Here is a 25731-nt window from a genome sequence, read left to right as displayed (position 1 = left end):
CATGAAATTCGACACTCCCGCAACGGTCAACCCCATTGACCAGCTAAAGACTATCGGCCAGCCGATGAACCGCATCGACGGCCTGCTCAAGACCACCGGCACGGCGCCGTATGCCTATGAACGGCATGACGTGGTCCAGCACCCGGCCTATGGCTATGTGGTGGGCTCGGCCATCGCCAAGGGCCGCATCCGCAGCATCGGGCTGGCGCAGGCAAGCCGCGCGCCCGGCGTGCTCGCCATCGTCACCGCACAGACCGCTGGCAAGCTGGGCCAGGGCAAGATGAATACCGCGCCGCTGCTGGCAGGGCCCCAGGTGGCCCACTACCACCAGGCCGTGGCCCTGGTGGTGGCGGAGACCTTCGAGCAGGCGCGCGCTGCCGCGCAATTGGTCCGTGTGGACTACGAGCCCGTGGCTGGCGCCTATGACTTGGCCAAGGCCAAGGACTCCGCCGTGCCGCCCGACAGCATCAATGGCGATGCGCCGGATACGGCCATTGGTGACTTCGACGGTGCCTTCGCCTCTGCCCCCGTGAAGGTGGACGCCACATACACCACGCCAGACCAGTCGCACGCCATGATGGAGCCGCATGCCACGCTGGCCGCATGGAAGGGCGACCAGCTCACGGTATGGACCTCGAACCAGATGATTGCCTGGGGGCAGGGCGAGCTGGCAAAGACGCTGGGCATTCCCAAGGACAAGGTGCGCCTGGTCTCGCCATTCATTGGCGGCGGTTTTGGCGGCAAGCTGTTCCTGCGGGCCGATGCACTGCTGGCCGCATTGGGCGCCCGCGCGGCAGGCCGGCCCGTTAAGGTCGCACTGCAGCGCCCGCTGATGGCCAACAACACCACGCACCGCCCGGCCACCATCCAGCGTGTGCGCATCGCGGCAGGGCAGGACGGCAGGATCACCGCCATCGGCCATGAAAGCTGGTCGGGCGACCAGCCCGGAGGAACGGCGGACGGTGCCGTGGACCAGACCCGCCGCATGTATGCCGGCACCCATCGCATGACCGCCACCCGCCTGGCCGTGCTGGACCTGCCCGAGGCCAATGCCATGCGCGCTCCCGGCGAAGCCACGGGACACATGGCCCTGGAAGTTGCCATGGACGAGCTGGCGGAAAAGCTCGGCATCGATCCCGTGGAGCTGCGCATCCGCAACGACACCCAGGTGGTCCCGGACAGCGGCAAGAAGCCGCAACCCCAGGCGAAGGAGGGCACTCCTGCCCAGGAGCACAAGCCGTTTTCCCGCCGTGAATTCGTGCAGTGCCTGCGCACGGGCGCCGAGCGCTTCGGATGGAGCCAGCGCAATCCCCAGCCGGCCCAACGACGCGATGGCCGCTGGCTGATCGGCCTGGGTATGGCGGGCGCCTACCGTGGCGCGCCTGTCATGAAGTCCGCCGCCCGCGTGCGCTTGGACAGGCAGGGCATGCTCACCGTGGAAACCGACATGACCGACATCGGCACGGGCAGCTACACCATCATTGCCCAGACGGCGGCCGAGATGCTGGGCCTGCCGCTGCAGCAGGTGCGCGTGCGGCTGGGCGATTCCGGCTTTCCCGTCTCGGCCGGCTCGGGCGGGCAATGGGGTGCGGCCAGTGCCACCTCCGGCGTCTATGCCGCCTGCCTGAAGCTGCGCGAGGCCGTGGCGCGCAAGCTGGGCATGGACCCGGCGACGGCCGAATTCTCGGATGGGCATGTGCAGGCGGGCGGCAAGCGCCGGGCCCTGGCCAGCGCTGCCGGCGACGCCGACCTGACGGCCGAGGACGCCATCGAATTCGGCGTGCTCGACAAGAAGATGCAGCAGTCCACCTTTGGCGCGCACTTCGTGGAGGTCGCCGTGGACGCCTTCACCGCCGAGGTCCGCGTGCGCCGCATGCTGGCCGTTTGCGCGGCCGGCCGCATCCTCAATCCCAAGACGGCCCGCAGCCAGGTCATCGGCGCCATGACCATGGGCGTGGGAGCGGCCCTGATGGAAGAGCTGGCCGTGGACACGCGACTGGGCTATTTCGTCAACCATGACCTGGCAGGCTACGAGGTGCCCGTTCATGCCGACATCCCGCACCAGGAAGTGATCTTTCTGGACGAGGTCGATCCCATGGCCTCGCCCATGAAGGCCAAGGGCGTGGGCGAGCTGGGCATCTGCGGCGTGAGCGCAGCCATTGCCAACGCCATCCACAACGCCACCGGCGTGCGGGTGCGCGACTACCCGATCACGCTGGACAAGCTGCTGGCAGGACTGGGGAGGCTGGCATGACAGGGGACTGCACCTGAGGCAGCCCGCTCGGTCCCTGGATTCTTGATGAACGAAGGCCGGTCACCTCTGGGTGGCCGGCCTTTTGCCTGTGGCCATCAATAGAACGCATAGCTTGCGCGTCCGTCGGCATTGGCCTGGAAAGGCTGGCGTGGAGATACTTTTTGCACTGGGGAATGTCGGCGCTGTGCGCTCCGAATGCAGGCCGCCCCCAGTTTTCCCACAAAAGAACCTGGCCTGGGCGCAAAGCGCCTGCCAGGGCAAAGAGACAACCTGCTCCGACAAGGACTTGTATGAAAGATATCCGCAAGACGATGGACGAGGGCGCCATGGCGCCGTTCCAGTGGCTGGCCGTGGCCATTTGCATCCTGCTCATCATGCTGGACGGCTTCGATGTGCTGGTGATGGCCTTCACCGCCTCGGCCGTCGCTGCCGAATGGAAGCTCAACGGGGCGCAGCTGGGCGTGCTGTTCAGCGCCGGTCTGATCGGCATGGCCCTGGGCTCGCTGTTCCTGGCGCCCGTGGCCGACCGCCGCGGCCGGCAACCCATCATCGTGCTGTGCCTGGTGCTGGTGTCCGTGGGCATGCTGCTGTCTGCGGCAGCGCGCAGCCATGTCGAGCTGGCAGCCCTGCGCGCCATGACGGGCGTGGGCATTGGCGGCATGCTGGCCAGCGTGGGGGTGATCACCTCTGAGTATTCATCGAACAAATGGCGCAGCACGGCGATTGCGCTGCAGGCCACGGGCTATCCGATTGGCGCCACGCTGGGCGGACTCATGGCCGCCTGGCTGCTGACACACCATGGTTGGCGCTCGGTCTTTGTGTTCGGCGGCCTGGCCACGGCGCTGATGGTGCCCATCGTGCTGTGGCGCCTGCCGGAGTCGGTGGATTTCCTGGTGGGCCGTCACCCGGCGCGTGCGCTGGAAAAGCTCAACCGCCTGATGGCACTCATGGGGCACCCCGCCATGCTGCAGTTGCCCGCGCAAGCCGGCAGTGACGTCCAGCAGGGCAATACCGTGGCCGCCTTGTTCAGGAACGGCCTGGCACGCCCCACGCTCATGCTCTGGGCCGGCTTCTTCCTGCTGATGTTCAGCGTCTACTTTTCCCTGAGCTGGACGCCCAAGCTGCTGGTGCAGGCCGGCCTGTCGGCACAGCAGGGCGTGACGGGCGGCGTGCTGCTCAACCTGGGCGGCATTGCCGGCGGCAGCCTGTTCGGCCTGCTGGCGGTGAAGGCCAAGCTGCGGCATCTGGCCATGGGCAGCCTGCTGCTGAATGCCTTGTTCACCGCGCTGTTCGGCCTGGCCTCGGCCAGCCTGGGCTGGGCGTTCGCCGCAGCGGTGGGCGTGGGCGTGTTCCTGTTCGCCTCCATGGCCGGGCTGTACGGGTTGGTGCCGGCCACCTATCCGGCCCAGGTGCGCGCCACCGGCATGGGCTGGGCCATAGGCATTGGGCGCATAGGCGCCATCGTGGCGCCCACCATGGCTGGCCTGCTGCTGGACGGTGGCTGGCAGCCTGCCTCGCTGTACTACGTCTTTGCCTTGCCGCTGATTGCCGCTGCGCTGGCCGTGTGGGCCACGGGCGCCGGCCGCGCCCTGGCGCCGGGGGGTGGCGCGCTGCGAGCGCCTGGTGCTTGATCCTTGAACCCCTATCCGTGAGCACGCGCCCAAGCGCAGGAGAAACACTTCCATGGCATTGGACAAACCCTATCTCGACGTACCGGGAACCACGGTCTTCGACGCCGAGCAATCCCGCCAGGGCTACTGGCTCAACCAGTTTTGCATGTCGCTGATGAAGGCCGAGAACCGCGAGCGCTTTCGGGCTGACGAGCGCGCCTATCTGGGCGAATGGGCCATGACGGCCGAGCAAAGACAGGCCGTGCTGGACCGCGACCTGAACCGCTGCATTGCGCTGGGCGGAAACATCTACTTCCTCGTGAAGATCGGCGCCACCGACGGCGTCAGCGTGCAGAACATGGTCTCGACCATGAGTGGCATGAACAAGGAGGACTACCGCCAGATGATGCTGGGCGGCGGACGCAGCATCAATGGAAACCGCTACCTGCATGAGCAGGCGCAGCAAGCAAAAGGCATCTGATGGCACGCATCACCGCATCCGTCTACACCTCGCATGTGCCCGCCATCGGCGCGGCCATGGACCTGGGCAAGGCGGGCGAGCCCTATTGGCAGCCTTTGTTCAAGGGCTTCGAGCATTCGCGCCAATGGCTCAAGGACAACAAGCCCGACGTGATCTTCCTGGTCTACAACGACCACGCGACCGCGTTCAGCCTGGACTTCATCCCGACGTTTGCCATCGGCACGGCCGCCGAATACCAGCCGGCCGACGAAGGCTGGGGCCCGCGCCCCGTGCCCAAGGTCATCGGCCATCCGGAGCTTGCCAGCCACATCGCGCAGTCGGTGATCCAGCAGGACTTCGACCTGACCATCGTCAACAAGATGGACGTGGACCACGGCCTGACCGTGCCGCTGTCGCTGATGTGCGGCCAGCAGGACGCGCGCACGGGCGCCTGGCCCTGCCCGGTGATTCCGTTTGCCGTCAACGTGGTGCAGTACCCCGTGCCGTCGGGTCAGCGCTGCTTCAACCTGGGCCGTGCCATCCGCCGCGCCGTGGAAAGCTTCGACGAAGACCTGAACGTGCAGATCTGGGGCACGGGCGGCATGAGCCACCAGTTGCAGGGCGCGCGTGCGGGCCTGATCAACAAGGAGTGGGACAACCGCTTCCTGGACCTGCTGATCGAGAACCCTGCCGGTTTGGCCAAGATGCCGCATATCGACTACGTGCGCGAGGCTGGCTCCGAAGGCATCGAGCTGGTGATGTGGCTGATCGCGCGCGGTGCCATGGCCGATGTGGATGGCCCGGCGCCGCTGCCCAAGGTCAACCACTGCTTCTACCATGTGCCGGCATCGAACACGGCCGTCGGCCACCTCATTTTGGAGAACGCAGCATGAGCCGGCCTTGCGTGGTACTTCTGCCGGGCCTGCTGTGCGACGAGACGGTCTGGCACGAGCAGCAGGCGGCCCTGTCCTTTGCCGGTGCTGCCGAGTGCATTGTTCCGTCCTATGGCGCGGCGGCCACCATCGAAGACATGGCGCGCCTTGTGCTGGACTGCGTGGCGGCCGAGCGGTTTTCGCTGGCGGGCCATTCCATGGGCGGGCGCGTGGCCCTGGCCATTGCCGGCATGGCGCCCCAGCGCGTGGAACGGATGGCCTTGCTGGACACCGGCATGGACCCCATCGCCCCGGGCGAGGCCGGCGAGAGCGAACGCGCCAAGCGCATGGCGCTCCTGCAGATCGCCCGGCACAGCGGCATGCGCGAGATGGGCCTGCAATGGGCGCGCGGCATGGTGCATCCCGACCGGCTTGACACGCCACTGTTTGGCGAGGTGCTCGACATGGTGGCGCGCTTCACGCCCGAGGTGTTTGCTGCGCAGATCAATGCCTTGCTGAACCGCCCCGATGCGGGCCATGTGCTCCGGCAACTGCGCTGCCCGACCCTGCTGGCCTGCGGTCGCCAGGATGCCTGGAGCCCGCTGTCACGCCATGAGCGCATGCAGGCCCTGTGCCCGGGCGCCGAGCTGGTGGTGATCGAGGACAGCGGCCACATGAGCACCATGGAGCAGCCGCAGCAGGTGTCGAGGGCACTGCTCGACTGGATGGGCCGCTGAGCGAGCGCTGCACTCAGGCTAGGCCGGCAGATCGCCCACGGCCCGCCGGCAGGCCTGCATGAACAGCTCCAGGTCCTGCGATGCCGTGCTCAGCGCACGCGTGGCCAGCCCGATGCGCCTGCGTGTGGAAGGCAGGTCCACGGGCACGATGGACAACTGGCCGCCGTGGTCATCCTGCAGGGCCTGTCCGCGCGAGGCCAGGGCCAGCCGGCCCGTCTGCAGCACAAAGGCCAGCGTCATGGTCGGGCTGCTGGCGCGCAGGCTGGCGCGCGGCGGCTCCAGGCCCTGGCTGCGGAACAGCTGGACCATGGCGCGATCGGCCGGCGTGCCGGGCAGGGGCGACACCCAGGGCCATTGCAGCAAGTCCTCCAGAACCAGCTGGCCGCGGTCCAGGCAGGCATGGCCGGCCGGTGCCACCACGACCAAGTCATCGTCGAACAAGTGCAGCTGGCGTACCTCATCGGAGGGCATGTCGGCGCGCAGGGCGCCGGCGATGGCGTCGATGTCGGCGCTCAGCAGGTGCTGCACCAGGCTCTCGTAGGTGCCGTCCACGATGCTGACCTCGATGTCCGGGTGGCTGGCGGCCAGGCTGTCGACCGCGCGCGGCAGGAAGATTCCCACCGACAGCGGCAGCACGCCGACCACCACGCGCCCCCGGATCTCGCCGCGCCAGGCGGAAATATCGCTGTCCATGCCGCGCACCTCGGCCAGGGCCAGCTTGACACGGCGCAGCAGCGCTTCGCCGGACGGCGTCAGCCGCGTGCCGAAGGCCAGCTTGTAGAACAGCTGCATGCCCAGACTGGTTTCCAGCCCCTGCAGCGCCGCATGCACGGCGGGCTGCGTCAGGCCCAGCCACTGCGCGGCCAGGGATTCGCTGCCGCAGTCGGCAATGGCCATGAGGGCGCGCAGCTGGCCCGCAGGCACGGTCTCGGCAAAACGCTCGGGCAGGGGAGGGCGCCTGGCCGCCAGCGTGGCGGCGGCCTGGGCGTCGGCCGCGCCGCTGCCCAGGTGCTGGAGCATGGCTTCGATGCGGCCGGCCAGCTGGCTGCCCAGCGGGGTCGGCATCATGCCGCGCGCCCCCCGCATGAACAGCGGCAGGCCACAGGCCTCTTCCAGTTGCAGCACCGAGCGCGCCACGGCTGGCTGAGAAAGATGCATAGCCTGGGCGGCCCGCGTGGTGCTGCCGTGGCGCACCACGCCCAGCATGGCGCGCATGGCCCGCAAATGGCCTGCCAACTCGGGAAAACGCGAGGGATTGCTGGTGGCCGGGCCGGTCCAGGGGGCAAGGTAAAGGTTCATGGAAAGGCGCTGAACGGCACGTTGGAAAACCGTTTTTTGATTGTCCCATAAGAAAAACGCATTGATGGCCGGGGCTCCGGCATTGGCCGGATCGATGCCGGCGTGGAATGCTTGGGGCCTGATCAAGACAGCCCATCGCAGGCTGCGAATTCCGGGGAGACAAGAAACATGAACCATGAAATCGACCGGCTGCTGGCCCGCCAGGCCTGCCTGGACCTGGTGCTGCGCGCTGCTGCCTTTGCGGATGCCGGAGATGCCCGAGCCCTGGCGCAGCTGTTTGCCGAAGACGGCCAGCTGCAACGGCCCGGCGGCGAGGTGCTGGGCGGGCGCGCAGCCATCGCCGCCGCGTACTCCCGGCGTCCCGCGGGCCGCATGACCCGGCATCTGGTCACCAACACGCTGGTGGAACTGCAAGGCCCGGACCGCGCCAGCGCGCGCAGCCAGGTGCTGCTGTGGTCCTGCGACGAGGCCGATGCCATCACGCCGCACGGCCGCCCGGCCCAACCGCGCCAGCTCGTTGGCGAGTTCGATGACATCTTTGGCCGCAGTCCTGAAGGCCATTGGCTGATCACGCGCCGCGTGGCGCGCTTCGTCATGTACCGGGACCTCCCGGGCACCTGAAGCGCAGGGCGCCCAGCCGCTTTCTCCCATTTCCTCGCGCCCGCCACTCTCGCCTTTCCCAAGGCGCAGCGTTGCGGCATGCCGATTCCGCAACGACAACAACAGGAGACAAAAGCATGAAACGCATTCTCAAGAGCATTCCCCACCCCCCAGCCAAGCGCCCACTGCGGGCTTGTCTGGCCCGCCTCGCCCCGCTCGCCATGCTGGCAGCAGCAGGCGGCGCCCAGGCCCAGACCGGCTCATCGGTGACGCTGTACGGCCATCTGGACACCGGGATCGAGCACCTGACGAATGTGCAAGGCGGCGGATCGCTGACGCGCATGCCCGGCCTCACGGGAACGGCACCGTCGCGCTGGGGGCTGCGTGGGAGCGAGGATCTGGGCGGCGGCCTGAGCGCCGTCTTTGCGCTGGAGTCAGGCTTTGGCCCGGATGCCGGCACCTTCAATCAGGGCGGGCGGGGTTTCGGGCGCCAGGCCTGGGTGGGACTGTCCGGCGGCTGGGGCAGCGTCTCGCTGGGGCGCAACTACACCATGCTGTACTGGGCGCTGTTCGACGCCGACCTGCTGGGTCCCAACGCCTTCGGTCTGAGCAGCCTGGACAGCTACATCCCCAACACGCGCACCGACAACTCCCTGGCCTACCGGGGGCGCTTCGGCGCCTGGAGCCTGGGTGCGGCCTACAGCCTGGGACGCGATGCCGTCAACGCCGGCCCCAGCCCGGCCGGCACCAACTGCGCCGGCGAATCGGCCACGGACAGGCAGGCCTGCCGCCAGTGGTCCGCCATGCTGAAGTACGACACCGCGCCCTGGGGCTTTGCGCTGGCCGTGGACGAGATGCGCGGCGGCGCCGGCGCATTTGCAGGGCTGACGCGCTCGGACCTGAAGGACCGCCGCATCATGCTCAACGGCTATGCCGCGCTGTCACCCACCATCAAGCTGGGCGCCGGCCTCATGCGCCGCGACAACGACGCGGCCCAGGCGGCCTCGGCCAGCAACGGCGCCACGCCGCGCAGCACCCTGGCCTGGGGCGGCCTGTCCTGGTCCCCCAGCGCCGCCGTCGTGGTCGATGGCCAGCTGCAGCAACTGCGCTATGCCCAGGGCGGCGACCGCTCCACCCTGCTGGCCCTGCGCGCCACCTACAGGTTCTCCAAGCGCACGGCGGTCTATGCCCAGGCCGCGCGCATTGACAACGGACAGCGCCTGGCCATCTCGGTCAGCTCGGCCGCAGCCGGCGGCAGCCCGCTGGCGGGCGCATCGCAGACCGGCCTGATGCTGGGCCTGCGCCACTCGTTCTGAAACCGAAGGCCAGGCCGGCCGCGTCCAATGCGACGCCTGGAACGTGTGATCACCAGCGCGAAGAGCCAACGCGCGGGCACTTGAAAGTGCAAGCCACGCTCTAGATCTGTACAGCGCGGCCGATGAACTGAATGGGCCCTGTCGGGCGTCCGCTCGGGGAGCCGCCTTCTGGCTCCAGGGTGAGCTCGAAAAGCTGATTCGGCTGCAGAGGCGGCAACTGGTCTACCGGCACTTCGATGGCTTCGCCCGGTTTGACCAGACCCAGGGACACCGGCGCTTTCCAGCCGTCGGCCTTGGTCCAGAACTGCAGGGATTTTTCTGCCGGAATGGCATCCTTGCCCAGTGGCACAAGGCGCAGACGGCCTTCAGACTGGGCCTGGACCACCCACCCGGGGGCCTGATTCTGCGGCGCGGCCAGCACGACGAAATAGCGCGGTGCAGCCGGCGGTGATGCCTCTCGCACCACCAGCACAGCCGCGAGCAGTGCTGCAGCTGCAAAGCCGCCACCCGCCAAGCCGCGCCAAAGGGCGAGGCTATCCCAGTGCCACCAGGCACCACGCCGTGCGCGGACCGCTGGCCTGGCCGGCTTGACGCTGGCCGCGATGCGCTGCCACAGCGTTGCGGAGGGCTCGATGGGGGGAGCCAGCTGAACCAGCGGCAGGAGCCGTTGCTCCCATGCCTGCACGGCCGTGCGCAACGCAGGCTCGTAGGGCAGACGGGATTCGATGGAGCGGCGCTGGGCTGCATTGAGGGTGCCCAATACGTACTCGCCGGCCTGCATCTGGAGATCGTCCGGGGAGCCGCCATCCGTCGACTCTGAGGGATTGGGGTGGGTGTCGCCGCTCATTGCATGCACTCTCTCAGGGCACGCAGTCCGCGTTGAACCCAGGCCTTGACCGTACCAAGCGGCGCCTGCACACGCGCCGCAATTTCGCTGTGGCTGCAGCCGTCCACGTAGGCGTGCAACAGGCAGGCGCGGCGCTCGGGGTCCAGCCGGTCGAGGCAATCGCCAAGACGACCCAGCGTCGCCTGCCGCTCCCATTCACTGCCGCCTTCCTTCCAGGCCGAAAGTGCGGCCTGGGCGTCATGCGCTTCATGGGCGGTTTCATCCAGCACGGTTTCGCGTGCGCCATCCCGTACACGGTTGAGGGCGGCGTGCCGCACCACGCTGTAGATCCACCCTCGACCACTTCCGCGATTGCCGTCGAAGGTGGATGAGCGGTTCCAGATGGAGACAAACGCATCGTGCAGCACGTCTTCCGCAGCGGCGCGCTCGCGGACGATGCGCAGTGCCACGCCGAGGAGAAAGCGCGCCTCGGCCTCATAAATCCGCTGCAAAGCATCGCGTTCGCCGCGTGCACATGCATGCAATGCTGCGTCATGGTCGAAAGCTTCGTTGTTCTGGGAGGCAGCGGGCGGCACGAAATGGAGCGAAGGGGACGTTGCAGGAAATCCTTCGTCCAGTGTATCCGCGCCGCTGCCGGCTCTTACATGGGCTTCCAGAAGATGTAGTCGGCCTGGTACTTCACGGTGGTCTTCTGGCCCTTGTTGGCGGCCATGCAGGGCTTGTCAGCCGGCGCCACTCCGCCCTGGAGCGCCACGCGCTGGATGTAGCTCACACCCTCCAGCGCGCCGCTGCCCATGGCCGGGTTTGCCTTCACCAGCTGGTAAGGCAGATTGCCTGCGCCGGACGGCGCCACAGCCAGCTGGGTGGCGGTGAGTTTGGAGCCGTCGTTGGCCTCCCAGGTTGCAGGGGGGCCGTAGTAGCGGCCCACTTGTTTGCCCATGCGGTCCTTCAGCACTGCATCGGGTCCCACAAAGACCCATTCCGTCTGGCCAGGCGCGTTGGCCTTGTCGCGGCACTCGTAGGTGATGTCACCGCTGCCGACGGTTTCCCACGCGACCTTGTTCCCTGCAGGAACCTGGATGGGGGCGGGCAGCGATGCCTGGGAGAAAGTGCTGGCCGGCTTGTGCATCGAGCCACAGGCAGCGAGCAGGGCCGCTGTGGCTACAGCGAAAGAAACGGCGGCGGTGCGGGATGCGGAACGAGAGGTCAACATTGCGATTCTCCAAACAGTTTTGTGAAGGGGACTGAAGCAGCGCATTTTTTGGGCTGCTGCTGGTACTACCCGCCATCGCGTCGTTTGGATGCACCCCATGCAAAAATATTTTCGACAAATGCCAGCGCCAGACTCCATCAGACTGCGGTTGGTGACATTCTTGACCTGCAGCACCCGGGCCACCTCTCCCGAGGCGCGCTGCTCCCAGTACGATCTCAAAGATGGGCGAGCATGTCCTTTGACGGAACGAAGAAGGCAATGCCTGTCACCGCCGCCGAAAAGTCAAGGATGCGGTCGTGGAGCGGGGGCGGGCTTCCGATGAACATCCGTTCGAGCATCTGCTCGATCACCCACAGGTGCCTGGAATAACCGATGAAATAGGTTCCGTACTCCTTGAGTGCAGGCCTCGCGAAGGGCATGTTGTCTCGCAGGATGTCGTGCTCGACGCCGTCCTGCGTGATGGTGCACAGCGTCTTGTGTGACTTCTGCTCCGCCTCCGAGGCATCGGGAAGCTCGTTGTAGGTGAACCGGCGCAGCCGGCACAGGGAGCGTGTTCCATCTGGCGCTACAGACAACATCACGGACGGTTTCGCCAGATCCTCACTCCCATTTTTTCGGCATCCTCCCGGTACTCCTGGATTTTCTGCCTCAGGTACTCCTGCAGCGGCCTGCCGACCAGGGAGTAGGGGTACAGGTCGAAATTCTCCAGAAGTGCCATATAGCCAGGAAGGCCCATCGCCTTTTGCAAGGTGTCGGACCAATAGCGTATTGCCGATGGAGGCGTGCCTGCCGCCATATAGAGACCCCTGACCGTCATCCAGGTCACATCGACGCCTTGCTCCATTGCGGTCGGGATATGCGCGAGTTTTCCGGGTACGCGGTCCGATGCCAGGATGGCAAGTATCCTGATTCTTTCCCCGGCGGAAATGGCATGCTGGGCTTCGGCCGCATCGCCAGGAAATGCGACCACATGTCCTCCGGCCAGGGCGCGCAGCGCCTCTCCGCCTCCCTCGAATGCCACGAATCTCATCTCGCGTGGATCACGTCCGGCCGCACGGACCAGGCGCGCCGCCTTGATCCAGTCCTGGCTGCCTACCGTGCCTCCCGCGCCGAAAGGAATGGCTGCCGGATTGGCCCGGATCGCTCGCAACAGGTCGTCAAGCGAGCGATAGGGCGAATCGGCCCTTACCGCAACCACTCCATAGTCTGCGGCCAGGACCCCCAGCCAGTTCACCGAGGCAATGCTGTGAGGCCCGAATCTTCCTTGGGCAATATTGAGCAGCGATCCGCTGGAAAAAGCGATCAGCGTGCGTTCATCACCGAGCTGTTGCGTCGCGGCCTTGTCATAGGCCAGCGCACCAATTCCTCCCGGCAGATACTGAATCAGTGTTTTCGCATCGCCGCTGCGCGCGCCATCGAGCGCCTTGGCTGCCAATCGGCATGTCAGATCGAAACCGCCGCCCAGCTTTGCCGGGGCGATGCACACGGCATTTTTGTTGACTCCCGGGTCCAGAACTTGCGTAAACGCGCTTGGCGATGTGGCCAGAACAGGAATGGCCGTCAACAGGGCTCGGCGTGTTTTGCACGCGGCATCCTGACGGGACGCAGCCAACCAGGGATTTTGCATTTGTCTCCATCCTTATTTTTTGGCAAGTGGCGCACTGTCCGTGTCTTCCCACTCAAGACTCACCAGCAAGCCCCTTGCGCCGGAACCGTGCGCCAGGGTGAGCTTTCCTTTGTGTCTCTCTGCAATGATTCTTGCAATCGCAAGGCCCAGGCCGGAGCCCGAACCATCCATCGGTGATTGGCGGCCTCGTGTATAGCGGCGGCCCAGCAGAGCCAATTCGTCCTCCGGCAGCCCCGGTCCATTGTCTTCGACGGCCAGAATCCATCCCGTATCCGAACGCCGGCCTGTGATGGTTACCACGCTGCCACAAGGACAGTATTCAAGTGCATTCGATGCCAGATTCAGCACGGCCTCCTGAAGCAGCAATTCATCGCCCGTTGCAAATACTTTCTCCTCCACATTGACGCCCAGGTCGATGGAGCGCTGCCGTGCCTGGGGCAGCAAAGAGACGGCAATGCGCCGGACCAGCTCGCCCAGGTCGAAGGTCCGGAGATTCACCTCGGCCGACTCGCTTCTGCCCAGGGCCAGCAATTGCTGGGTCGTACGGGTCACGCCTGTCAGCTCTGCGTCCAGAGCGCCCAATGCATCATGGATCTGCGCGACATCATTTATCCGCTGCGCATAATCCATCTGTATGCGCAGCGTGGTCAGATGTGTGCGCAGTTGATGAGATGCGTAATCCAGAAATTCATGCTTGGAGGAAACAACAGCCTTCGTCACTTCAATCTGACGATTGACCGCCATGACCAATGGCCGCAAGTCCGATGGAAGCTCCTGCGTGCTTATCGGCGCAATATCATCGGCCCCACGTTCCCGTACCTCTTTGGCCAGGCGGGTCACCGGCCTGAGCGCCGCAGCAACTGCAAGTGCCGTGGCGATCATCATGGAAAGGAACACGAAACCATCACGAACAAGGGTCCGCTGAAAGAACTTGTCAATGAATTGCTGGCGCGATTGCTTGCTTTCAGCCACTTGCACCGTGACCGTGTCGGCGGAGCTGCCGGCAGGCTTTGCCGGCAGATCTCTCATCAGCGCGGCCACCCTGACGGGTTCGCCAAAATAGAAGCCGTCGTAGAAAATGGGATTCTTTGACAACGATGTCGGAGGCGGCGGCATGTCGGCGCTTCCCAATTCCACCAGATTGTCCGAAGTGGCAACCCGAAAATACACCTGGCCGCTCGCCGTGAGCTCAAAAAGATCGAATATGGAATAGGGGAGTTCAACCGAAAGTCCCCCTGAAGCGGTCGATATGTTTGAATCTATCGAGCGAAGTGCACCCAACAGCGATCTGTCATAGGCAGCGTTGGCCGAATCGATGGCATCCTGCCGCGTCAGATAAAGCTCCACGGATGTCACTGCGCCAAGAATCGGCACAAGAACCAAGCCCAGTCTCTGCCATAAGGTCAGCTTAGAAAGAAGGCTTGGGAGCATCTATTTCCAAGGCGTAGCCAAGTCCTCTCAACGTGACGATGCTGACGCCACTGCCTTCCAGCTTTTTGCGCAGTCTGTGAATGAAGACCTCGGCCGCCTCCAGATGGACATCAGACTCTTCGGGGAAGACGCGCTCGATGATCTGCTTTTTTGTGAACGGCTCACCAGAGCGCTGGATAAGCACACGAAGTACCGAATACTCGCGTTTCGAGAGTGGGACAGGCGCGCCATGCAGCATGAATTGCTTGGTGACACCGTCCAGGACCAGCGGGCCGCAAGCGAGCCTTGGGTGATCGCTCCCCCTGGCGCGGCGCACCAGCGCATGCAATCTTGCCTCAAGCTCGGCCAGGGCAAAGGGTTTGGCCAGGAAGTCGTCCGCGCCCGCGTTGAGCGCACGGACACGCTCATCAACAGAGTGGCGCGCCGTAAGAATCAGCGCGGGCAGACGCTGGTCTCGCGTCCGCAGCCTCTCCAGGACGACATCACCGCTGAGGTCAGGCAGGCCCAGATCGAGAACGGCAGCGTCGTAGTCCTCGGTGGCCAGCCGCCGATCGGCAAGCTTGCCGTTGTCCACCCATTCCACCTGAATTCCCACTTGGGTCAACGCCTTGGACAGCCATGTGCCAAGGGCGTGCTCATCTTCGGCAAGCAGGATTCGCATCGGGAAAAACAGGGTTGCTGACGGCCGCCGGGCACATCAGTCGGCTTTGATCTGCGCCTTGGCAATGACTTGCTTCCAGCGCGCCTGCTCGCGGGCGATGAATTCGGCAAACTGTGCCGGGGTATCGCCAATGACTTCGGCGGCGTCTGCATGCAGACGTTCGACCGAGGACGGAGCCCGTACTGCCTTGCTGGTTTCGGCAGCCAGCAGGTCTATCTCACTGGAGGAAAAATTGGCCGGCGCGAGCATGCCATACCACTGCGTCATCTCGAACCCGGGGAAACCCTGTTCTGCGACGGTCGGCACGTCGGGCAGTTGGGGAATGCGCTTGCTTGAACCCGTGGCGATGCAACGCAGCTTGCCGGACTTGATGAACGGGATCACGGCCGCGGCCCCGATCGCCGAAGCGCCCACGCGGCCGGACAGCAGGTCCGTCATCATCGGGCCGGTACCCCGATACGGGACGTGCAGCATGGAGAACCCGGAAGTCAGCTTCAGGTATTCAAACGCCAGATGACCCGCACTTCCATTGCCGGCAGAGCCGTAGCTGAGGCTTTCCGGATTGGCCTTGGCATATTCGATCAGTTCCTTGATGTTTTTCACCGGAACCTTGGGATTAACGACATAAAGACTCGGTACTTTGGCCAGCAAACTGATTGGCTTGAAGTCCTTTTCCACGTTGTAGGGAAGTTTTGCGAAAATATAAGGGTTCACGGCCAGGGTGCCGATATGGCCGAGAATGACGGTATGGTGATCCTCGGCACGGGCGACTTCAGACATCGCAATATTGCCCGCTGCGCCAGGCTTGTTGTCCACGTAGACACTCTGGCCGATCGTCTTCGTCATCTCGGCTGCCGTGGAGCGCGCAACTATTTCAGAACTGCCGCCAGGGGCAAACGGCACAACAAATCGTATTGATTTATTCGGCCATTTCTGGGCGAGGGCAGGGGTGGCAATATGGGACAGACCGACCGCACCGGCCAGTCCAAGCAGCTTGCGGCGATCAATAGGGTTGAACAGGCAGGAGGGCAGGTTTTCTTGCATTGCAGTCTTCCAAATGATTAAGTCGAATGGAAGATGCTACACAAGCCAAACTTTCAGATGGCTGTCAATTTCCTGTGCCGCTCTTCATAAATCATGGGTAAAAACCCTAGGAAAGTTTATCTTTTATCATATTTCAGCTTTCAAAGTGCTTTCAATTTTCAAAATACCTTGCGCTCAGTGCTTACACCTAATTCACGTGAATGACAGCCACTTGAAAGTTCCACGGAAATAAATTTGCAATGCACAACGCTGTGGGCGTGAAGTGTCTTATCAACGATTGATCATCAGGAGACAAACAATGAGAAAAACCGCAATGACTGGACTGATTGCCATGGGAATTTCGGCTGTGGCTGTAACCGCATGCGGAGGCGCAGGGGAGGGCGCATCCCAACCCACGGAAATACGCACGACATGGTTCGGCATCAGCAACTTCCATTATCAAATCGGCTCCACCGGCATCATTCTGGATGGTGAGGTGGTGAACACCGGCAGCGCGCCGTCGCCATCAGCAGTCACCAAGGTGCTTGGTGCGCTTCGCAAGCGTGGCTCGGTGGACTATTTTCTGGTGGGCCATGAGCATGGTGACCATGCCTTGCAGATTCCAGAGTATGCAAAGCAAACCGGCAAGCCCATATATGCCCCGGCAGCCGTCTGCCAAAAGGTCGTTGCCTATGGCAATCCGGCGGCACAGTGCACGACATTGAAGGGCGGCGAAGTGATATCGCTCAACGAAAATACGACGGTGCGCGTGGTGCGCTGGCTGCACAGCATCGACTGCGGCGAAGTCGGCGCGGGAACGGCGGGAGTGGAAACGTTTGGATTTCTGATCAGCACGAAGACACCGGACAAGGTTCTTTCCGTCTATGCATCGGACAGCGGTGCGGGTGGACAGGAATTGTTCTATCCACGCATCGTCAACAAGGGCCTTCCCAATCAGGTGGTCTACGGATCGCCATTCGACAATCTGTCTGCCGCCGTGAAAGATGCCGGAATATCTAACATCGACCTGTGGCAAGGCGGCCCCGAGTCGAATGTCGTGGCACAGGCCCGCGTCATCATTCCGGCCTTCAAGGTGAAGTATTTCCAGCCGCATCATCTCGGAACCCGGGCAACGAAGGTGGATGGAAATTCCGTAGGCTTCAGCCTCGAATACGGACTGCATTTTCCCTACCTCGAAACCGAAGTGCCGCGTCTGACGGACTATCTTAAGTCTGCGAACGCGTTTGCCTACAACCCCGTGAACTATTTCGATGCATGGTCTCTTTCCAAGGACGGCTTCAAATCACAGGACAACGCCGACGTGAAGGCCGTGTATGGACTACCTGCCACCGGTCCCGGCCCTGGCAAGCAAGGTCCGAACCCCCGGGCTGGCCAGTTGGAGTGCACCGGTGCGTAAGAATTCTTGCCCTCTGCTATGTTTGATACGATGTATATACTCTAGCCAGTCAAAGTGAATTTACGCGTCATTTTGAGTGTAGTTAGAGTCTTTTGAGGGCAAAAGCGTTCTCCACCTTGTTGTTTGGTTCAACCATTCAACGAGGTATCTATGCTCACAATCACCGTGGTCTCCACCAAGGGCGGAGTCGGTAAAACCACTCTTGCTGCCAACCTTGGCGGCCTCCTTCACGACCTGGGCCTCAGTGTTCTGCTCATTGACGCAGACATCCAGCCGTCGCTTTCACGCTACTACGAGCTCAGCCACCAGGCTGAAAAAGGCCTCACCGAATTCGTGAGGTCGGGCGTACTCACGACCGACTGCATCTCTCACTGCAAGCTGAGCCCGTCTGGCTACCTCGGCAAGCCGGTCGTCTGCCCCGCCCCCAACGCCAAGTTGCACCTTGTGCAGTCCGACACCCGGGATGGCGTACTCCAGGACTGGATGGCCACCCGCAACCCCATGGACATGCTCATGAGGTTCAACAGGCCTTTGCAGCATGCTGACGTGACGCATGCATATGACGTGGTGATCATCGACACCCAGGGCGCTGTAGGGCACTTGCAGGACGCTGCCGTGATGGCTGCAGATCTGCTGCTGGTGCCCGTGTCTCCAGACGTGGTTTCCGCCCGTGAGTTCCTTCATGGAACCGCTGCGCTGATTGAGCGTCACGAATGCGTTGCCGACTTCGGCATGAAGATGCCACCCATGAAAGCAGTGCTCAGTCGTTCGGAGAAAACGAATGATTGCCGGATGATGACGGACATCATTCGCGAGAATTTCATCACGATGCGTGGCCGCGTCAATATGCTAAATACGGCTGTGCCATCAACGGTGGCATACAGAAAAGCTGCTACCGCTCAAGTTCCTGTGCACTGGATCGACAGCATTAAAGCATCCGAAACGATGCATGAACTGCTGTGGGAGCTCATTCCCAGCGTCGCGGAAATGTACGCGCCAAATCACAAGAGCTTCGTAAATTACGCTGCTTAATCCTCCTTATTAACCAGGAGGTTATATGCGTACACCCGTAACGCTGAATGCAGCGCAGCGCGCTGCGGATTTGCAGCGAAACAATTCGTCAGAAACAGGCATCAGCGGCAAAGCCGATTTGCCGACTGCACAGCCAGAAGTGAATTCAAAGAGCATGAACGATTCCGCCACAAAACCGAATAAGCAAGCCCTGCAACTCGAAGCTGCACGCAAGGCTCTGGCTGCACCCACTGCCACCCCTCGCAACGCGACGGCAGGTGTTGATCCACTTGCAGAAGTAGACGGTGCGGTATCTACCCTTGATCCCGACGAGATCGAGATCTACAAGCACAACCCGCGAACTCGCCCCAACCCGAAAAGAGAAGAAATCAAGGCGAGCATGATTGCCGAAGGTCGTATCACAAATACGATCATGGTTACGCGCCGCTCCCCTGCTGAAAAATATTTCCCGTATGGTGGTGGCAATACGCGCGTGTCCATTGCTCAAGAACTCAAGCGTGAAGGCGATACACGCTTTGATAAGCTTACCGTCATCACACGTAAATGGCCAGGTGAAGCCGCTGTTATTTCCGCACATCTCAGCGAGAACGACAATCGCGGCGATATTTCCTTCTGGGAGCGCGCCAAAGGCGTTGCTTCATACAAGGCAAAATACGAGGAGGAGAATGGTTGTGCACTTTCCTCGACAGAGCTTAATAAGGCCCTGAAGAAACAGGGGCTTAACTACGGCATTCGCATGATTCAAAATTTTGCATTTGCCGTTGAGCACATGCATTTCATAGGTAATTGGCTTCGCACGGATGAAGTCAATAATGTATTGAAACCGCTTATCAGCGGAATATACGAAATTGCTGAAAAATTCGATAAATCGAAGGAAGCGCGAGTTGCACTGGAGGAGATTTTCCTCATGCATGGCCAAGACCTCGAAAGCTTGGAAGCCTCGAATGTGTCCAAGGACCCGGCTGAACGCAGGGATGTAGTTGTCGATTTGCAAAGTCTGGTTCTTGATCTGCAAACCGTTGGTGCGAAAGCCATTGGCATAGAAATTGATAATCTTCCAGCGGCTGTTTCTGCATTGGTGGCTAATCCCAAGATCACAGCAGAGGAGCTCGCCAGCGTGAAAGCTGCTGCACCCGAAGCGAAACCTAGTGGGCAACAGGCACCATTGGGCGGAATGCTGGGTGCTGTAGGGAGCGGGGCGACCAATCAACAGCCTGCGGCTTCACGCAAAACCAGCCAGGGCAAGACAGCGGATTCGGACGCAGATGCATTGGCCAACTTCGCCAAGCGACTCTCTGACGATATTCTCGCACTGAATTCCGTAGTGCCTATTTCTGATTTCATCGTCGTAGAGAGCCTGATGCCTTTGGGATTCATTGTGGATTTCCCCAGTGATGTTCAGATGGTGGGCGGGCAAGCACTTGATGAGGAAAAGCAAGACCTGCGAACTGCTCTTTGGTCTGTCCTGGCAGTGTTCACGGGTCAATTCAATCAAGAGCTTTCTAACCTGTGTACCAAAGATACTCGCTGGAGCCAAGCATTGAAAACGAACGAAGCCGAAATGCGAGAAGTATGCGCTGCCGCTGGTCTCGCGTTTAAATCGGGTGTTTTATATACGCATTCCCTGCATTTTGCTCGACTGCTGGGTTCTCCCGTTATCGGTACTCCGTTTGTAAAGTTTCTCGGAACGGTTTCTGATTTTTTTGCTGCATATCCAGCAAAAGCACAGATTCCTTATAAACCTTTGTTTTCCTGATTTTTGGTGTGTGCAATGACAAGTCGAAGTGTTCCTGTTGATATTCGTGATAACGAGAAGTTCAATTTTATTGTTCTGACGGAAGTTATTCGCGTGATTGAAACAGAGGCCGGACTCGATCAGTTGTTGCTGCTAGGACTGACTCCGGAGCTAATTGATACGCTCCGGACTCGTCAAACGCGCGATCTGATTGATCTGGCATCACGTATGCGAAGTATTCGTATAACTTTAGCTGTGAATGAGATTGCTGGACATTTGGATGGAATTGATCGTCAGCGCCGTGATGACGAGATGTGCGAGTATTTTGTTCGCAATGGTGCAACTAGATCGCTGGTCACAAGATTATTTAAGCGCTCCTCCGAAGAGGTGCGGAGGTTGCGCGATTTGCTGGGTGGTGCCAGTGTTGGGAGAACAAAGCTCCCAAAAGAACACGATGTTGTTGACCATATTCATATTGTTTGGCACGAAATAAGGCGAAATGCCGGCCCTACTGAAAATTTGAGAGATTGGCTTTACGCGCTTCATCAGCAATTCCCAGACTACTCTATAGATTCACTTCATACGTGCGTGAAGGAATATGAAAGCTTCTATGGTGATGATTCCAATTCAAGCGCCAAAGCACTAGGTAACCACTGATTCGGTATGACGGACGAAAACTATCTCCAATCCGCAATGCTTCTTGACCTGGTCGGTCAGGCGCCTATTACAATTAACCGTGCATTTGTTGATCTGACCGGGAATGTCCTAGCTGCTCTCTGGCTCTCCTATGCAGTTGAGAAGGGGTTGGATAGGGACAATGGACCCTCCTTTGTCCTGGAGCTTTCCGCAAGTGATGTGGAAAAAGATACGGGCATAACGCGTGCTCAGCAGCAGACATGCCGCCGCACCCTGGCCGCAATGGGTCTGCTGACCGAAGAGGGCGGCAAGGGCCGCACGCTGATGTATCGCGTGCATCTCGATCGGCTCATGGAACAGCTGCAGAAGCAGGCACAGCCCCTTGCTGCCGCCATGGCCAAATGTGATCTGGGGATTGAGCTTGCGGCAGCCGATAGGCCTGCAAGCCCGGACTGAGCAGGAGTCACTCAGTGCGTCTTCAACCACTGCTTGCTGAGCATGCACCCGTGGCGGGTGGCAATGACTCCGGTGCAGTCGAAAGCTCCGGGCCTATTGCCCAACAGATCATCCTTCATCTTGAAGATCGCGGCTTCGTACCTTTCCACCCCGCACTGTCGGAGCGGTTTGGGCACAAGGCAGCCATCTTTGTTGGCATGGCTTTGTATTGGACACGCCATAGCCTGCGCAACCATCCACAGCGCGGTGGATGGTTTCACATGTCCATCGCCCAATGGCAAACCGCAATCGGTCTGACCAGGACTGAGCAAGCCACTGTGCGAACAGAGTTGATGGGTGCCGGGGTTCTCGAAGAACTACTGATCGGCCGCCCCAGCGTGATGAACTACCGCATCAACGTCAAGGCGCTCACCGCGGCCCTGGGTACCACAAAGCACGGACCATCAAAGCCCAGCCTGGAGGCGGTCGCATCCTGGATGCGAAGCTGCCGGGTCTACTACAAGCCCCTGGCCGACATTGCCAGCAACATCGCTGCAGGCCTCTACCTCTCATACCTTCTTCAATGCCATCGCGATCAGTTGAGGGCTGGCCAGCTGGACAACGGCTGTATCTCTGCCTCTCAACTCGACATCAGCGAATCCCTTGCACTCGGAACGAAGGTGCAGCGAAACGCCAGAGACCGCCTGAAAAAAGCCGGTCTCATCCAGGAGTGCGGCGCTGGCGGCTCGCTTGTCCGACTCAACTTTGAAGCCATCCTGCTGTGCTTGCGTGGTCAGGCCATTAAGCCGTTGAAGAAATCGGCACGTAGCACGGACTTGGGTGTTGGTGCCATCACAGCCAAGGCCAGCGAGGCCCACGTCGCCCCCACCGCGTTGCCTGAGCGTCCAGCTGCGTCTGGGCGTGGTCTGGACTTGTCTGGCCTCGGAATCGGGCTGCAGCAACTCACGCTGACTCTGGAAGGCGTCACAGCGACTCGCCCGCCTGAGCCGAAGCGTTCTCGGGATTTGCTCCTCCACTTCCTGGAGGACAGCTTTCCAGCACCTGTCGGAAATCGACAGGTTGGCAAGGCGACCTGTGGCGCCCAAAAGTCACTGGAGTCAGCCGTAAAACGCAATAGCGACAGTGACTTACGTGAATTTCCGAACCCCCTTGAACGAGCCCAAGCACCAAGACAGAAAAATGCCGTTTCCTGCATCCTTGGGTCCTCGGAATCTGCCGTTTCCTGCAACGAACCTCTCCAAACTTCTGCCGAATCCTGCAGGCTAGATTTGCCGTTTCCTGCAACCTATATACAAGACGATTTTTCAATAACTACTACTACATCAGAGGTTGCTCAAGAACTTGAAGGTAGTAGTAGTGGTCTTGAGCTTGCTCCGGAAGAAGGAGAGGTCGGTCTACAGGAGGAAAAAGCCCAGCTTGTCTACCCTATCGCTCTGTCAGCCTCTCACCGCGAAGCTGTTGAGCGGGTCATTAACGGACTGGCTTTTCATGACCAGCAAGAACTGCTGGATGAGTTGCAAGGGCAAATGGCGCGCGGCAAAGAGATTCGCAGCCCAGCCGGATGGCTTCATGGAATCGTCACGAAAAAGGCTCAAGGGCAACCCGTGGCGCTGGTCTATGCAGCCGAAGTTGCGCAAGCTCGCATCGACACCATGACACGCGAGAAATTTGACGAGCTTGGGGAGAGGTTTGGGCAGCCAGCAGAGCCGAATCAGCGGTTTGTGCAGAACATCGAGATGAACGAGGTGTTTTCAAAACTGACGCCGGGCGTGGTTTACGTCATTCGCTCTACGGGTTCGCTCGTTCAGATAGACGGCTCCACAAATGTTTTGCGTGTGAAAAGGTCAGATCAGCAAGCCTGGTTTGTGATGTTGAACGCTGGCCCTCTGGTACGAGCCTTGCGAACAAACGATCTTTTCCCAGCCGAGGAATGATTCGATGAATTCGATTTCAATTCAAGTCAAGGATTTAAAGGCTTACTCTGCAACTTTTCATTTTTCCGCGTACACCGAATCGACGTACCGCGCACGGCGTGCCGCGTACACCGAATCGATGCACCGCGCACGGCATGCCGCGTACACCGAATCGACGCACCGCGCACGGCGTGCCGCGTACACCGAATCGACGTACCGCGCGACATTCCATGCGTCTGGACGAGAAATGCTTTTTATGGCTAGGCGCAGCTAATCTTTTAGTTATGGTATTTGGTGATAAGGAAATTTGTAATGAATGCTAATTCTTTGTTTGTCCAGTTGGTCCAGCGGTTGCATGACTATCCAGAAGCTTCCGTTCTTTGGGTCTTGTTGAAAGAAGAGGCTGATGTCAAAGAATATTCTATGACTGCCGGAAAAATGGCGACCGAGCATCTCTGTGAAACTTTATCTGCTGCGACTGTTCGTCGTTCAATTGAGCGTCTGGCGGGAAAGGGATTTATAAGTGTGCGTGTTCACAAAAACACAAAAACACTAGTCACAGTTAACCGGGATGCTGTGCTGAATCTTCTCCGGAAGCGCCTGCCCTCACGGCTTCCGGCAGTTAGTAAGAAGGAATTCGATTTTTTAAATGCTTGGGCGGCAGACGAGGCAGCGTAGGTTAATGATGAATGTGGAGATATTTTTTTTGGAGCTTATGTTTAGCTGCGCTACTGCTTCTGGAGTTCCTGATCGTCAAGGGACTTATGGCTTATGTGGACTTGCTACCCTGACCGAGGGGTCAATTTTTTAGATCAACACTGACTGGGAGAAGAAGATGGCAACAAACCAAGGTAAACAAGAAACAAAGCGCGTCGGTGGCATTGATGCCATTGACCTGCAGAGCATATTGGGCCCTGCAAGAATGAATTTCGAGAAGGAAGAGGGCTCGCCTTTCTCCGATGGTTATTCCATTCGTGGTGAAGAATTTGCGTTGGCGGACTACATCGAATCCGGCGCATCTGAGAGTGATCATCGCTTTGATCGGTATGTCGAACTCCTCGACCGCCGTGAACGCTTGTCTCAAATGAAAGCCGAGCACCGCGAGCGCAGGGGAGTTGATCCGCTGGTGCCAATCTCGGATACCCAAGCGATAGATGATCTGGGGATGCTGGTCGATGACGGTGTTGATCAGATGACGATCCATACCATCGAAGCACTGCGGATGTTTTATGGCCGTGCCCGTGAACCTGGCTCGAAAGTGGCCCCCATCATCGGTGGCCGGCGGATCGCGGCTTCACTTCGGAACTTGTGGCTGCTGACTGCCAACAACAATCCATACGCTGACTGGGCACTGGTTCGGTACGAGCGTGGTCTGCAGGAGGTGCAAGAACACCTGCGCGGGGCCATCCAGCACTGCGAAGAGCGCCTCGATCAACAGCGCAAGTTGGGGCTCAACTACACGGTTGCCGCCTCTTCGAATCCCGTCAATGTGAACCTTGGCTTCAAGAGTCCATATGGCTACGACATCTCGACTCTGATCGTTCAATACGACTACTTCGTCCGCCTGCAAAAGACGCTCAACCGCAAGAGCCTGCAAAGCGATTCGCAAATGCGGGAGTCCCTGAGCATTGCCTCCCGGGCAATCCTGAAAGTGTTCTATGACACGGCGCGCTTTTCACGGTGGTTGTCTCGCAGTGAGATGGCTGATCTCAACCGCGCAGACTGGGTCGGTGCTGACGAGCAAGCACGTAAGCGCATTGAGTTTGCGATGCAAGTCTTCGGTCCTGTTCCAGCAGTGATTTACAAGGTCGAAGTTGCACCTTCGCATTCACGTCGTCGCTATTCGCTTACGGATGCTGAGCGAACGGTCCTGCAGCAGGTGGGCGCGCAGCTTGAGGCCGAGGAGCAGGCTCAGCGCCTTGCTGAGGCTGATGCGTCTATTGAAGCTCCAGCCGAGCCGACGAATAGCACAGAAACTGTGTGATTTAAATCACGGGGGTATTGGTATGAAAGGGGATGGTGTGAAAGGGCAGGTGTTGAAAGGGCAATCCCAGCATGCCGGCGATGAACGCATCGTCAATCATGTGGTTTGGGCAAGGCATACCGCAGTGAATCAAGACTGTCAAAATCAGGTTGACGTAAAGGCCCTTACGGGTAGGGGTGGGCTCGCCGCCCTGCGCCAAGGTGTTGCCAGTCTTGATGCGGTGGCTGAGAAGATGCGGCATCTCTCGGAGCAGTCCAAATCTGTCAAGGGCGTGGGTGCATATCTGGTGGTGCACCAGCGCAGTTCGCGCGGCTCCGTGTTTCTGCGCTGGCGTCAGCGGCTTGGCGCAAACCGGCATCTGAGCTGGGATGAGCTCGAAGAGATTGCCTCAATGCTGCCTGGTGATCTTCGCGCCTGGTGTCTGCGCGCATCCAGGGAGGCCCAGCTACTCAATGAAGAACACCTTCAACTGCGCTCAAAGATCAAGATTGCGCGCAGGTCGTTGGAGCTCTCCGAGCCTCACCTATACCCTCGTTCTAGCTTTTCTTCTTAATCGAGTTGCCTGGCAGTGGTGCAGCCGGGCAATTCTTTATCACGCACTATCGGAG

At 60.6% G+C, this 25731-nt stretch carries 24 protein-coding genes and 1 pseudogene; 16 read left to right on the top strand and 9 right to left on the bottom strand.

What is annotated here, in order from left to right; all coding sequences use genetic code 11:
- Position 1: 1 nt before the first annotated feature.
- The 5 genes from paoC to AC57B5_RS06790 all read left to right on the top strand — a co-directional run bounded on the left by paoC (position 2) and on the right by AC57B5_RS06790 (position 5933).
- Entirely contained in the window at positions 2-2254 is a 2253-nt protein-coding gene (paoC, locus tag AC57B5_RS06810) for an aldehyde oxidoreductase molybdenum-binding subunit PaoC (RefSeq protein WP_496399098.1), read from the top strand.
- A gap of 290 nt (positions 2255-2544) precedes the next feature.
- Positions 2545-3885 carry an MFS transporter gene (locus AC57B5_RS06805; protein ID WP_496399097.1) on the top strand — a complete coding sequence of 447 codons (1341 nt, stop codon included), beginning with the start codon at positions 2545-2547 and terminating at the stop codon, positions 3883-3885.
- A 52-nt stretch (positions 3886-3937) separates the two neighbouring features.
- Positions 3938-4345 (top strand): protocatechuate 4,5-dioxygenase subunit alpha, encoded by a 408-nt coding sequence (gene ligA, locus AC57B5_RS06800; protein WP_496399096.1) that lies wholly within the window; start codon positions 3938-3940, stop codon positions 4343-4345.
- Positions 4345-5217, top strand: a complete 873-nt coding sequence (locus AC57B5_RS06795; RefSeq protein WP_496399095.1) for a class III extradiol dioxygenase subunit beta — start codon at positions 4345-4347, stop codon at positions 5215-5217. The genes ligA and AC57B5_RS06795 overlap by 1 nt, the downstream gene beginning before the upstream one ends.
- Positions 5214-5933, top strand: coding sequence for an alpha/beta fold hydrolase (locus AC57B5_RS06790; protein ID WP_496399094.1), 720 nt, complete (start codon positions 5214-5216; stop codon positions 5931-5933). The genes AC57B5_RS06795 and AC57B5_RS06790 overlap by 4 nt, the downstream gene beginning before the upstream one ends.
- Positions 5934-5951: 18 nt before the next feature.
- Here the strand turns inward: AC57B5_RS06790 and AC57B5_RS06785 are convergent, their stop codons facing one another.
- Entirely contained in the window at positions 5952-7232 is a 1281-nt protein-coding gene (locus AC57B5_RS06785) for a LysR family transcriptional regulator (RefSeq protein ID WP_279213032.1), read from the bottom strand.
- 168 nt (positions 7233-7400) lie between these two features.
- On the opposite strand from AC57B5_RS06785, the gene AC57B5_RS06780 reads away from it, so the two are divergent.
- Both AC57B5_RS06780 and AC57B5_RS06775 read left to right on the top strand, forming a co-directional pair.
- On the top strand, positions 7401-7853 hold the full coding sequence (locus AC57B5_RS06780) for a nuclear transport factor 2 family protein (protein WP_373833191.1): 453 nt from the start codon (positions 7401-7403) through the stop codon (positions 7851-7853).
- Between the two features lie 116 nt (positions 7854-7969).
- Complete coding sequence (locus AC57B5_RS06775) at positions 7970-9148, top strand: porin (RefSeq protein WP_496399093.1); 1179 nt, start codon at positions 7970-7972, stop codon at positions 9146-9148.
- A 100-nt stretch (positions 9149-9248) separates the two neighbouring features.
- Here the strand turns inward: AC57B5_RS06775 and AC57B5_RS06770 are convergent, their stop codons facing one another.
- The 8 genes and pseudogenes from AC57B5_RS06770 to AC57B5_RS06735 form a co-directional block, all read right to left on the bottom strand.
- The gene (locus tag AC57B5_RS06770; RefSeq protein ID WP_496399092.1) at positions 9249-9995 is read right to left on the bottom strand and encodes an anti-sigma factor; all 747 of its coding nucleotides are present in this window, start codon (positions 9993-9995) and stop codon (positions 9249-9251) included.
- Positions 9992-10570: a sigma-70 family RNA polymerase sigma factor gene (locus tag AC57B5_RS06765; RefSeq protein WP_202758716.1), complete on the bottom strand. Its 579-nt coding sequence runs from the start codon at positions 10568-10570 to the stop codon at positions 9992-9994. Before AC57B5_RS06765 ends, AC57B5_RS06770 begins: the two co-directional genes overlap by 4 nt.
- Positions 10571-10635: 65 nt before the next feature.
- Positions 10636-11208, bottom strand: a complete 573-nt coding sequence (locus tag AC57B5_RS06760) for a DUF3455 domain-containing protein (RefSeq protein ID WP_034393786.1) — start codon at positions 11206-11208, stop codon at positions 10636-10638.
- Between the two features lie 215 nt (positions 11209-11423).
- Positions 11424-11723 (bottom strand): annotated as a pseudogene (locus AC57B5_RS06755) (Dyp-type peroxidase); the annotation flags it as partial.
- Between the two features lie 62 nt (positions 11724-11785).
- The gene (locus tag AC57B5_RS06750) at positions 11786-12835 is read right to left on the bottom strand and encodes a tripartite tricarboxylate transporter substrate binding protein (protein ID WP_496399091.1); all 1050 of its coding nucleotides are present in this window, start codon (positions 12833-12835) and stop codon (positions 11786-11788) included.
- Positions 12836-12847: 12 nt separating this feature from the next.
- Positions 12848-14266: a sensor histidine kinase gene (locus tag AC57B5_RS06745; protein ID WP_496399090.1), complete on the bottom strand. Its 1419-nt coding sequence runs from the start codon at positions 14264-14266 to the stop codon at positions 12848-12850.
- Positions 14244-14927, bottom strand: coding sequence for a response regulator (locus AC57B5_RS06740; RefSeq protein WP_496399089.1), 684 nt, complete (start codon positions 14925-14927; stop codon positions 14244-14246). The genes AC57B5_RS06745 and AC57B5_RS06740 overlap by 23 nt, the downstream gene beginning before the upstream one ends.
- Positions 14928-14963: 36 nt before the next feature.
- Entirely contained in the window at positions 14964-15971 is a 1008-nt protein-coding gene (locus tag AC57B5_RS06735) for a Bug family tripartite tricarboxylate transporter substrate binding protein (protein ID WP_071955944.1), read from the bottom strand.
- A 298-nt stretch (positions 15972-16269) separates the two neighbouring features.
- Here AC57B5_RS06735 and AC57B5_RS06730 point away from each other — a divergent pair, with 298 nt between their 5' ends.
- From AC57B5_RS06730 to AC57B5_RS06690, 9 genes are all read left to right on the top strand, one after another.
- Positions 16270-17367, top strand: a complete 1098-nt coding sequence (locus tag AC57B5_RS06730) for an MBL fold metallo-hydrolase (protein WP_496399088.1) — start codon at positions 16270-16272, stop codon at positions 17365-17367.
- A 150-nt stretch (positions 17368-17517) separates the two neighbouring features.
- Entirely contained in the window at positions 17518-18399 is an 882-nt protein-coding gene (locus tag AC57B5_RS06725; protein WP_496399087.1) for a ParA family protein, read from the top strand.
- A gap of 25 nt (positions 18400-18424) precedes the next feature.
- On the top strand, positions 18425-20155 hold the full coding sequence (locus tag AC57B5_RS06720) for a hypothetical protein (RefSeq protein WP_496399086.1): 1731 nt from the start codon (positions 18425-18427) through the stop codon (positions 20153-20155).
- A gap of 15 nt (positions 20156-20170) precedes the next feature.
- Entirely contained in the window at positions 20171-20791 is a 621-nt protein-coding gene (locus tag AC57B5_RS06715) for an STY4526/YPO1902 family pathogenicity island replication protein (RefSeq protein WP_496399085.1), read from the top strand.
- A 6-nt stretch (positions 20792-20797) separates the two neighbouring features.
- Positions 20798-21226: a hypothetical protein gene (locus AC57B5_RS06710; RefSeq protein WP_496399084.1), complete on the top strand. Its 429-nt coding sequence runs from the start codon at positions 20798-20800 to the stop codon at positions 21224-21226.
- A gap of 14 nt (positions 21227-21240) precedes the next feature.
- On the top strand, positions 21241-23160 hold the full coding sequence (locus AC57B5_RS06705) for a hypothetical protein (protein WP_496399083.1): 1920 nt from the start codon (positions 21241-21243) through the stop codon (positions 23158-23160).
- 291 nt (positions 23161-23451) lie between these two features.
- A complete protein-coding gene (locus tag AC57B5_RS06700) occupies positions 23452-23817 on the top strand; it encodes a hypothetical protein (RefSeq protein ID WP_496399082.1) in 366 nt (121 codons plus the stop codon).
- 157 nt (positions 23818-23974) lie between these two features.
- Positions 23975-25123, top strand: coding sequence for a PFL_4669 family integrating conjugative element protein (locus tag AC57B5_RS06695; RefSeq protein ID WP_496399081.1), 1149 nt, complete (start codon positions 23975-23977; stop codon positions 25121-25123).
- A gap of 22 nt (positions 25124-25145) precedes the next feature.
- Positions 25146-25676 carry a hypothetical protein gene (locus AC57B5_RS06690; protein ID WP_160853048.1) on the top strand — a complete coding sequence of 177 codons (531 nt, stop codon included), beginning with the start codon at positions 25146-25148 and terminating at the stop codon, positions 25674-25676.
- Positions 25677-25731: the final 55 nt, after the last annotated feature.

The sequence above is a fragment of the Delftia sp. BGA-UO-ETr-SB1 genome (assembly GCF_059567865.1).
This window is presented reverse-complemented; position numbering and strand designations above follow the sequence as displayed.

What these genes read in the sequence shown, in the direction of transcription:
- paoC (WP_496399098.1), top strand. Translation starts at nt 2, where the DNA reads ATGAAATTCGACACTCCCGCAACGGTCAACCCCATTGACCAGCTAAAG.
- AC57B5_RS06805 (WP_496399097.1), top strand. Translation starts at nt 2,545, where the DNA reads ATGAAAGATATCCGCAAGACGATGGACGAGGGCGCCATGGCGCCGTTC.
- ligA (WP_496399096.1), top strand. Translation starts at nt 3,938, where the DNA reads ATGGCATTGGACAAACCCTATCTCGACGTACCGGGAACCACGGTCTTC.
- AC57B5_RS06795 (WP_496399095.1), top strand. Translation starts at nt 4,345, where the DNA reads ATGGCACGCATCACCGCATCCGTCTACACCTCGCATGTGCCCGCCATC.
- AC57B5_RS06790 (WP_496399094.1), top strand. Translation starts at nt 5,214, where the DNA reads ATGAGCCGGCCTTGCGTGGTACTTCTGCCGGGCCTGCTGTGCGACGAG.
- AC57B5_RS06785 (WP_279213032.1), bottom strand. Translation starts at nt 7,232, where the DNA reads ATGAACCTTTACCTTGCCCCCTGGACCGGCCCGGCCACCAGCAATCCC.
- AC57B5_RS06780 (WP_373833191.1), top strand. Translation starts at nt 7,401, where the DNA reads ATGAACCATGAAATCGACCGGCTGCTGGCCCGCCAGGCCTGCCTGGAC.
- AC57B5_RS06775 (WP_496399093.1), top strand. Translation starts at nt 7,970, where the DNA reads ATGAAACGCATTCTCAAGAGCATTCCCCACCCCCCAGCCAAGCGCCCA.
- AC57B5_RS06770 (WP_496399092.1), bottom strand. Translation starts at nt 9,995, where the DNA reads ATGAGCGGCGACACCCACCCCAATCCCTCAGAGTCGACGGATGGCGGC.
- AC57B5_RS06760 (WP_034393786.1), bottom strand. Translation starts at nt 11,208, where the DNA reads ATGTTGACCTCTCGTTCCGCATCCCGCACCGCCGCCGTTTCTTTCGCT.
- AC57B5_RS06750 (WP_496399091.1), bottom strand. Translation starts at nt 12,835, where the DNA reads ATGCAAAATCCCTGGTTGGCTGCGTCCCGTCAGGATGCCGCGTGCAAA.
- AC57B5_RS06745 (WP_496399090.1), bottom strand. Translation starts at nt 14,266, where the DNA reads ATGCTCCCAAGCCTTCTTTCTAAGCTGACCTTATGGCAGAGACTGGGC.
- AC57B5_RS06740 (WP_496399089.1), bottom strand. Translation starts at nt 14,927, where the DNA reads ATGCGAATCCTGCTTGCCGAAGATGAGCACGCCCTTGGCACATGGCTG.
- AC57B5_RS06735 (WP_071955944.1), bottom strand. Translation starts at nt 15,971, where the DNA reads ATGCAAGAAAACCTGCCCTCCTGCCTGTTCAACCCTATTGATCGCCGC.
- AC57B5_RS06730 (WP_496399088.1), top strand. Translation starts at nt 16,270, where the DNA reads ATGAGAAAAACCGCAATGACTGGACTGATTGCCATGGGAATTTCGGCT.
- AC57B5_RS06725 (WP_496399087.1), top strand. Translation starts at nt 17,518, where the DNA reads ATGCTCACAATCACCGTGGTCTCCACCAAGGGCGGAGTCGGTAAAACC.
- AC57B5_RS06720 (WP_496399086.1), top strand. Translation starts at nt 18,425, where the DNA reads ATGCGTACACCCGTAACGCTGAATGCAGCGCAGCGCGCTGCGGATTTG.
- AC57B5_RS06715 (WP_496399085.1), top strand. Translation starts at nt 20,171, where the DNA reads ATGACAAGTCGAAGTGTTCCTGTTGATATTCGTGATAACGAGAAGTTC.
- AC57B5_RS06710 (WP_496399084.1), top strand. Translation starts at nt 20,798, where the DNA reads ATGACGGACGAAAACTATCTCCAATCCGCAATGCTTCTTGACCTGGTC.
- AC57B5_RS06700 (WP_496399082.1), top strand. Translation starts at nt 23,452, where the DNA reads ATGAATGCTAATTCTTTGTTTGTCCAGTTGGTCCAGCGGTTGCATGAC.
- AC57B5_RS06695 (WP_496399081.1), top strand. Translation starts at nt 23,975, where the DNA reads ATGGCAACAAACCAAGGTAAACAAGAAACAAAGCGCGTCGGTGGCATT.
- AC57B5_RS06690 (WP_160853048.1), top strand. Translation starts at nt 25,146, where the DNA reads ATGAAAGGGGATGGTGTGAAAGGGCAGGTGTTGAAAGGGCAATCCCAG.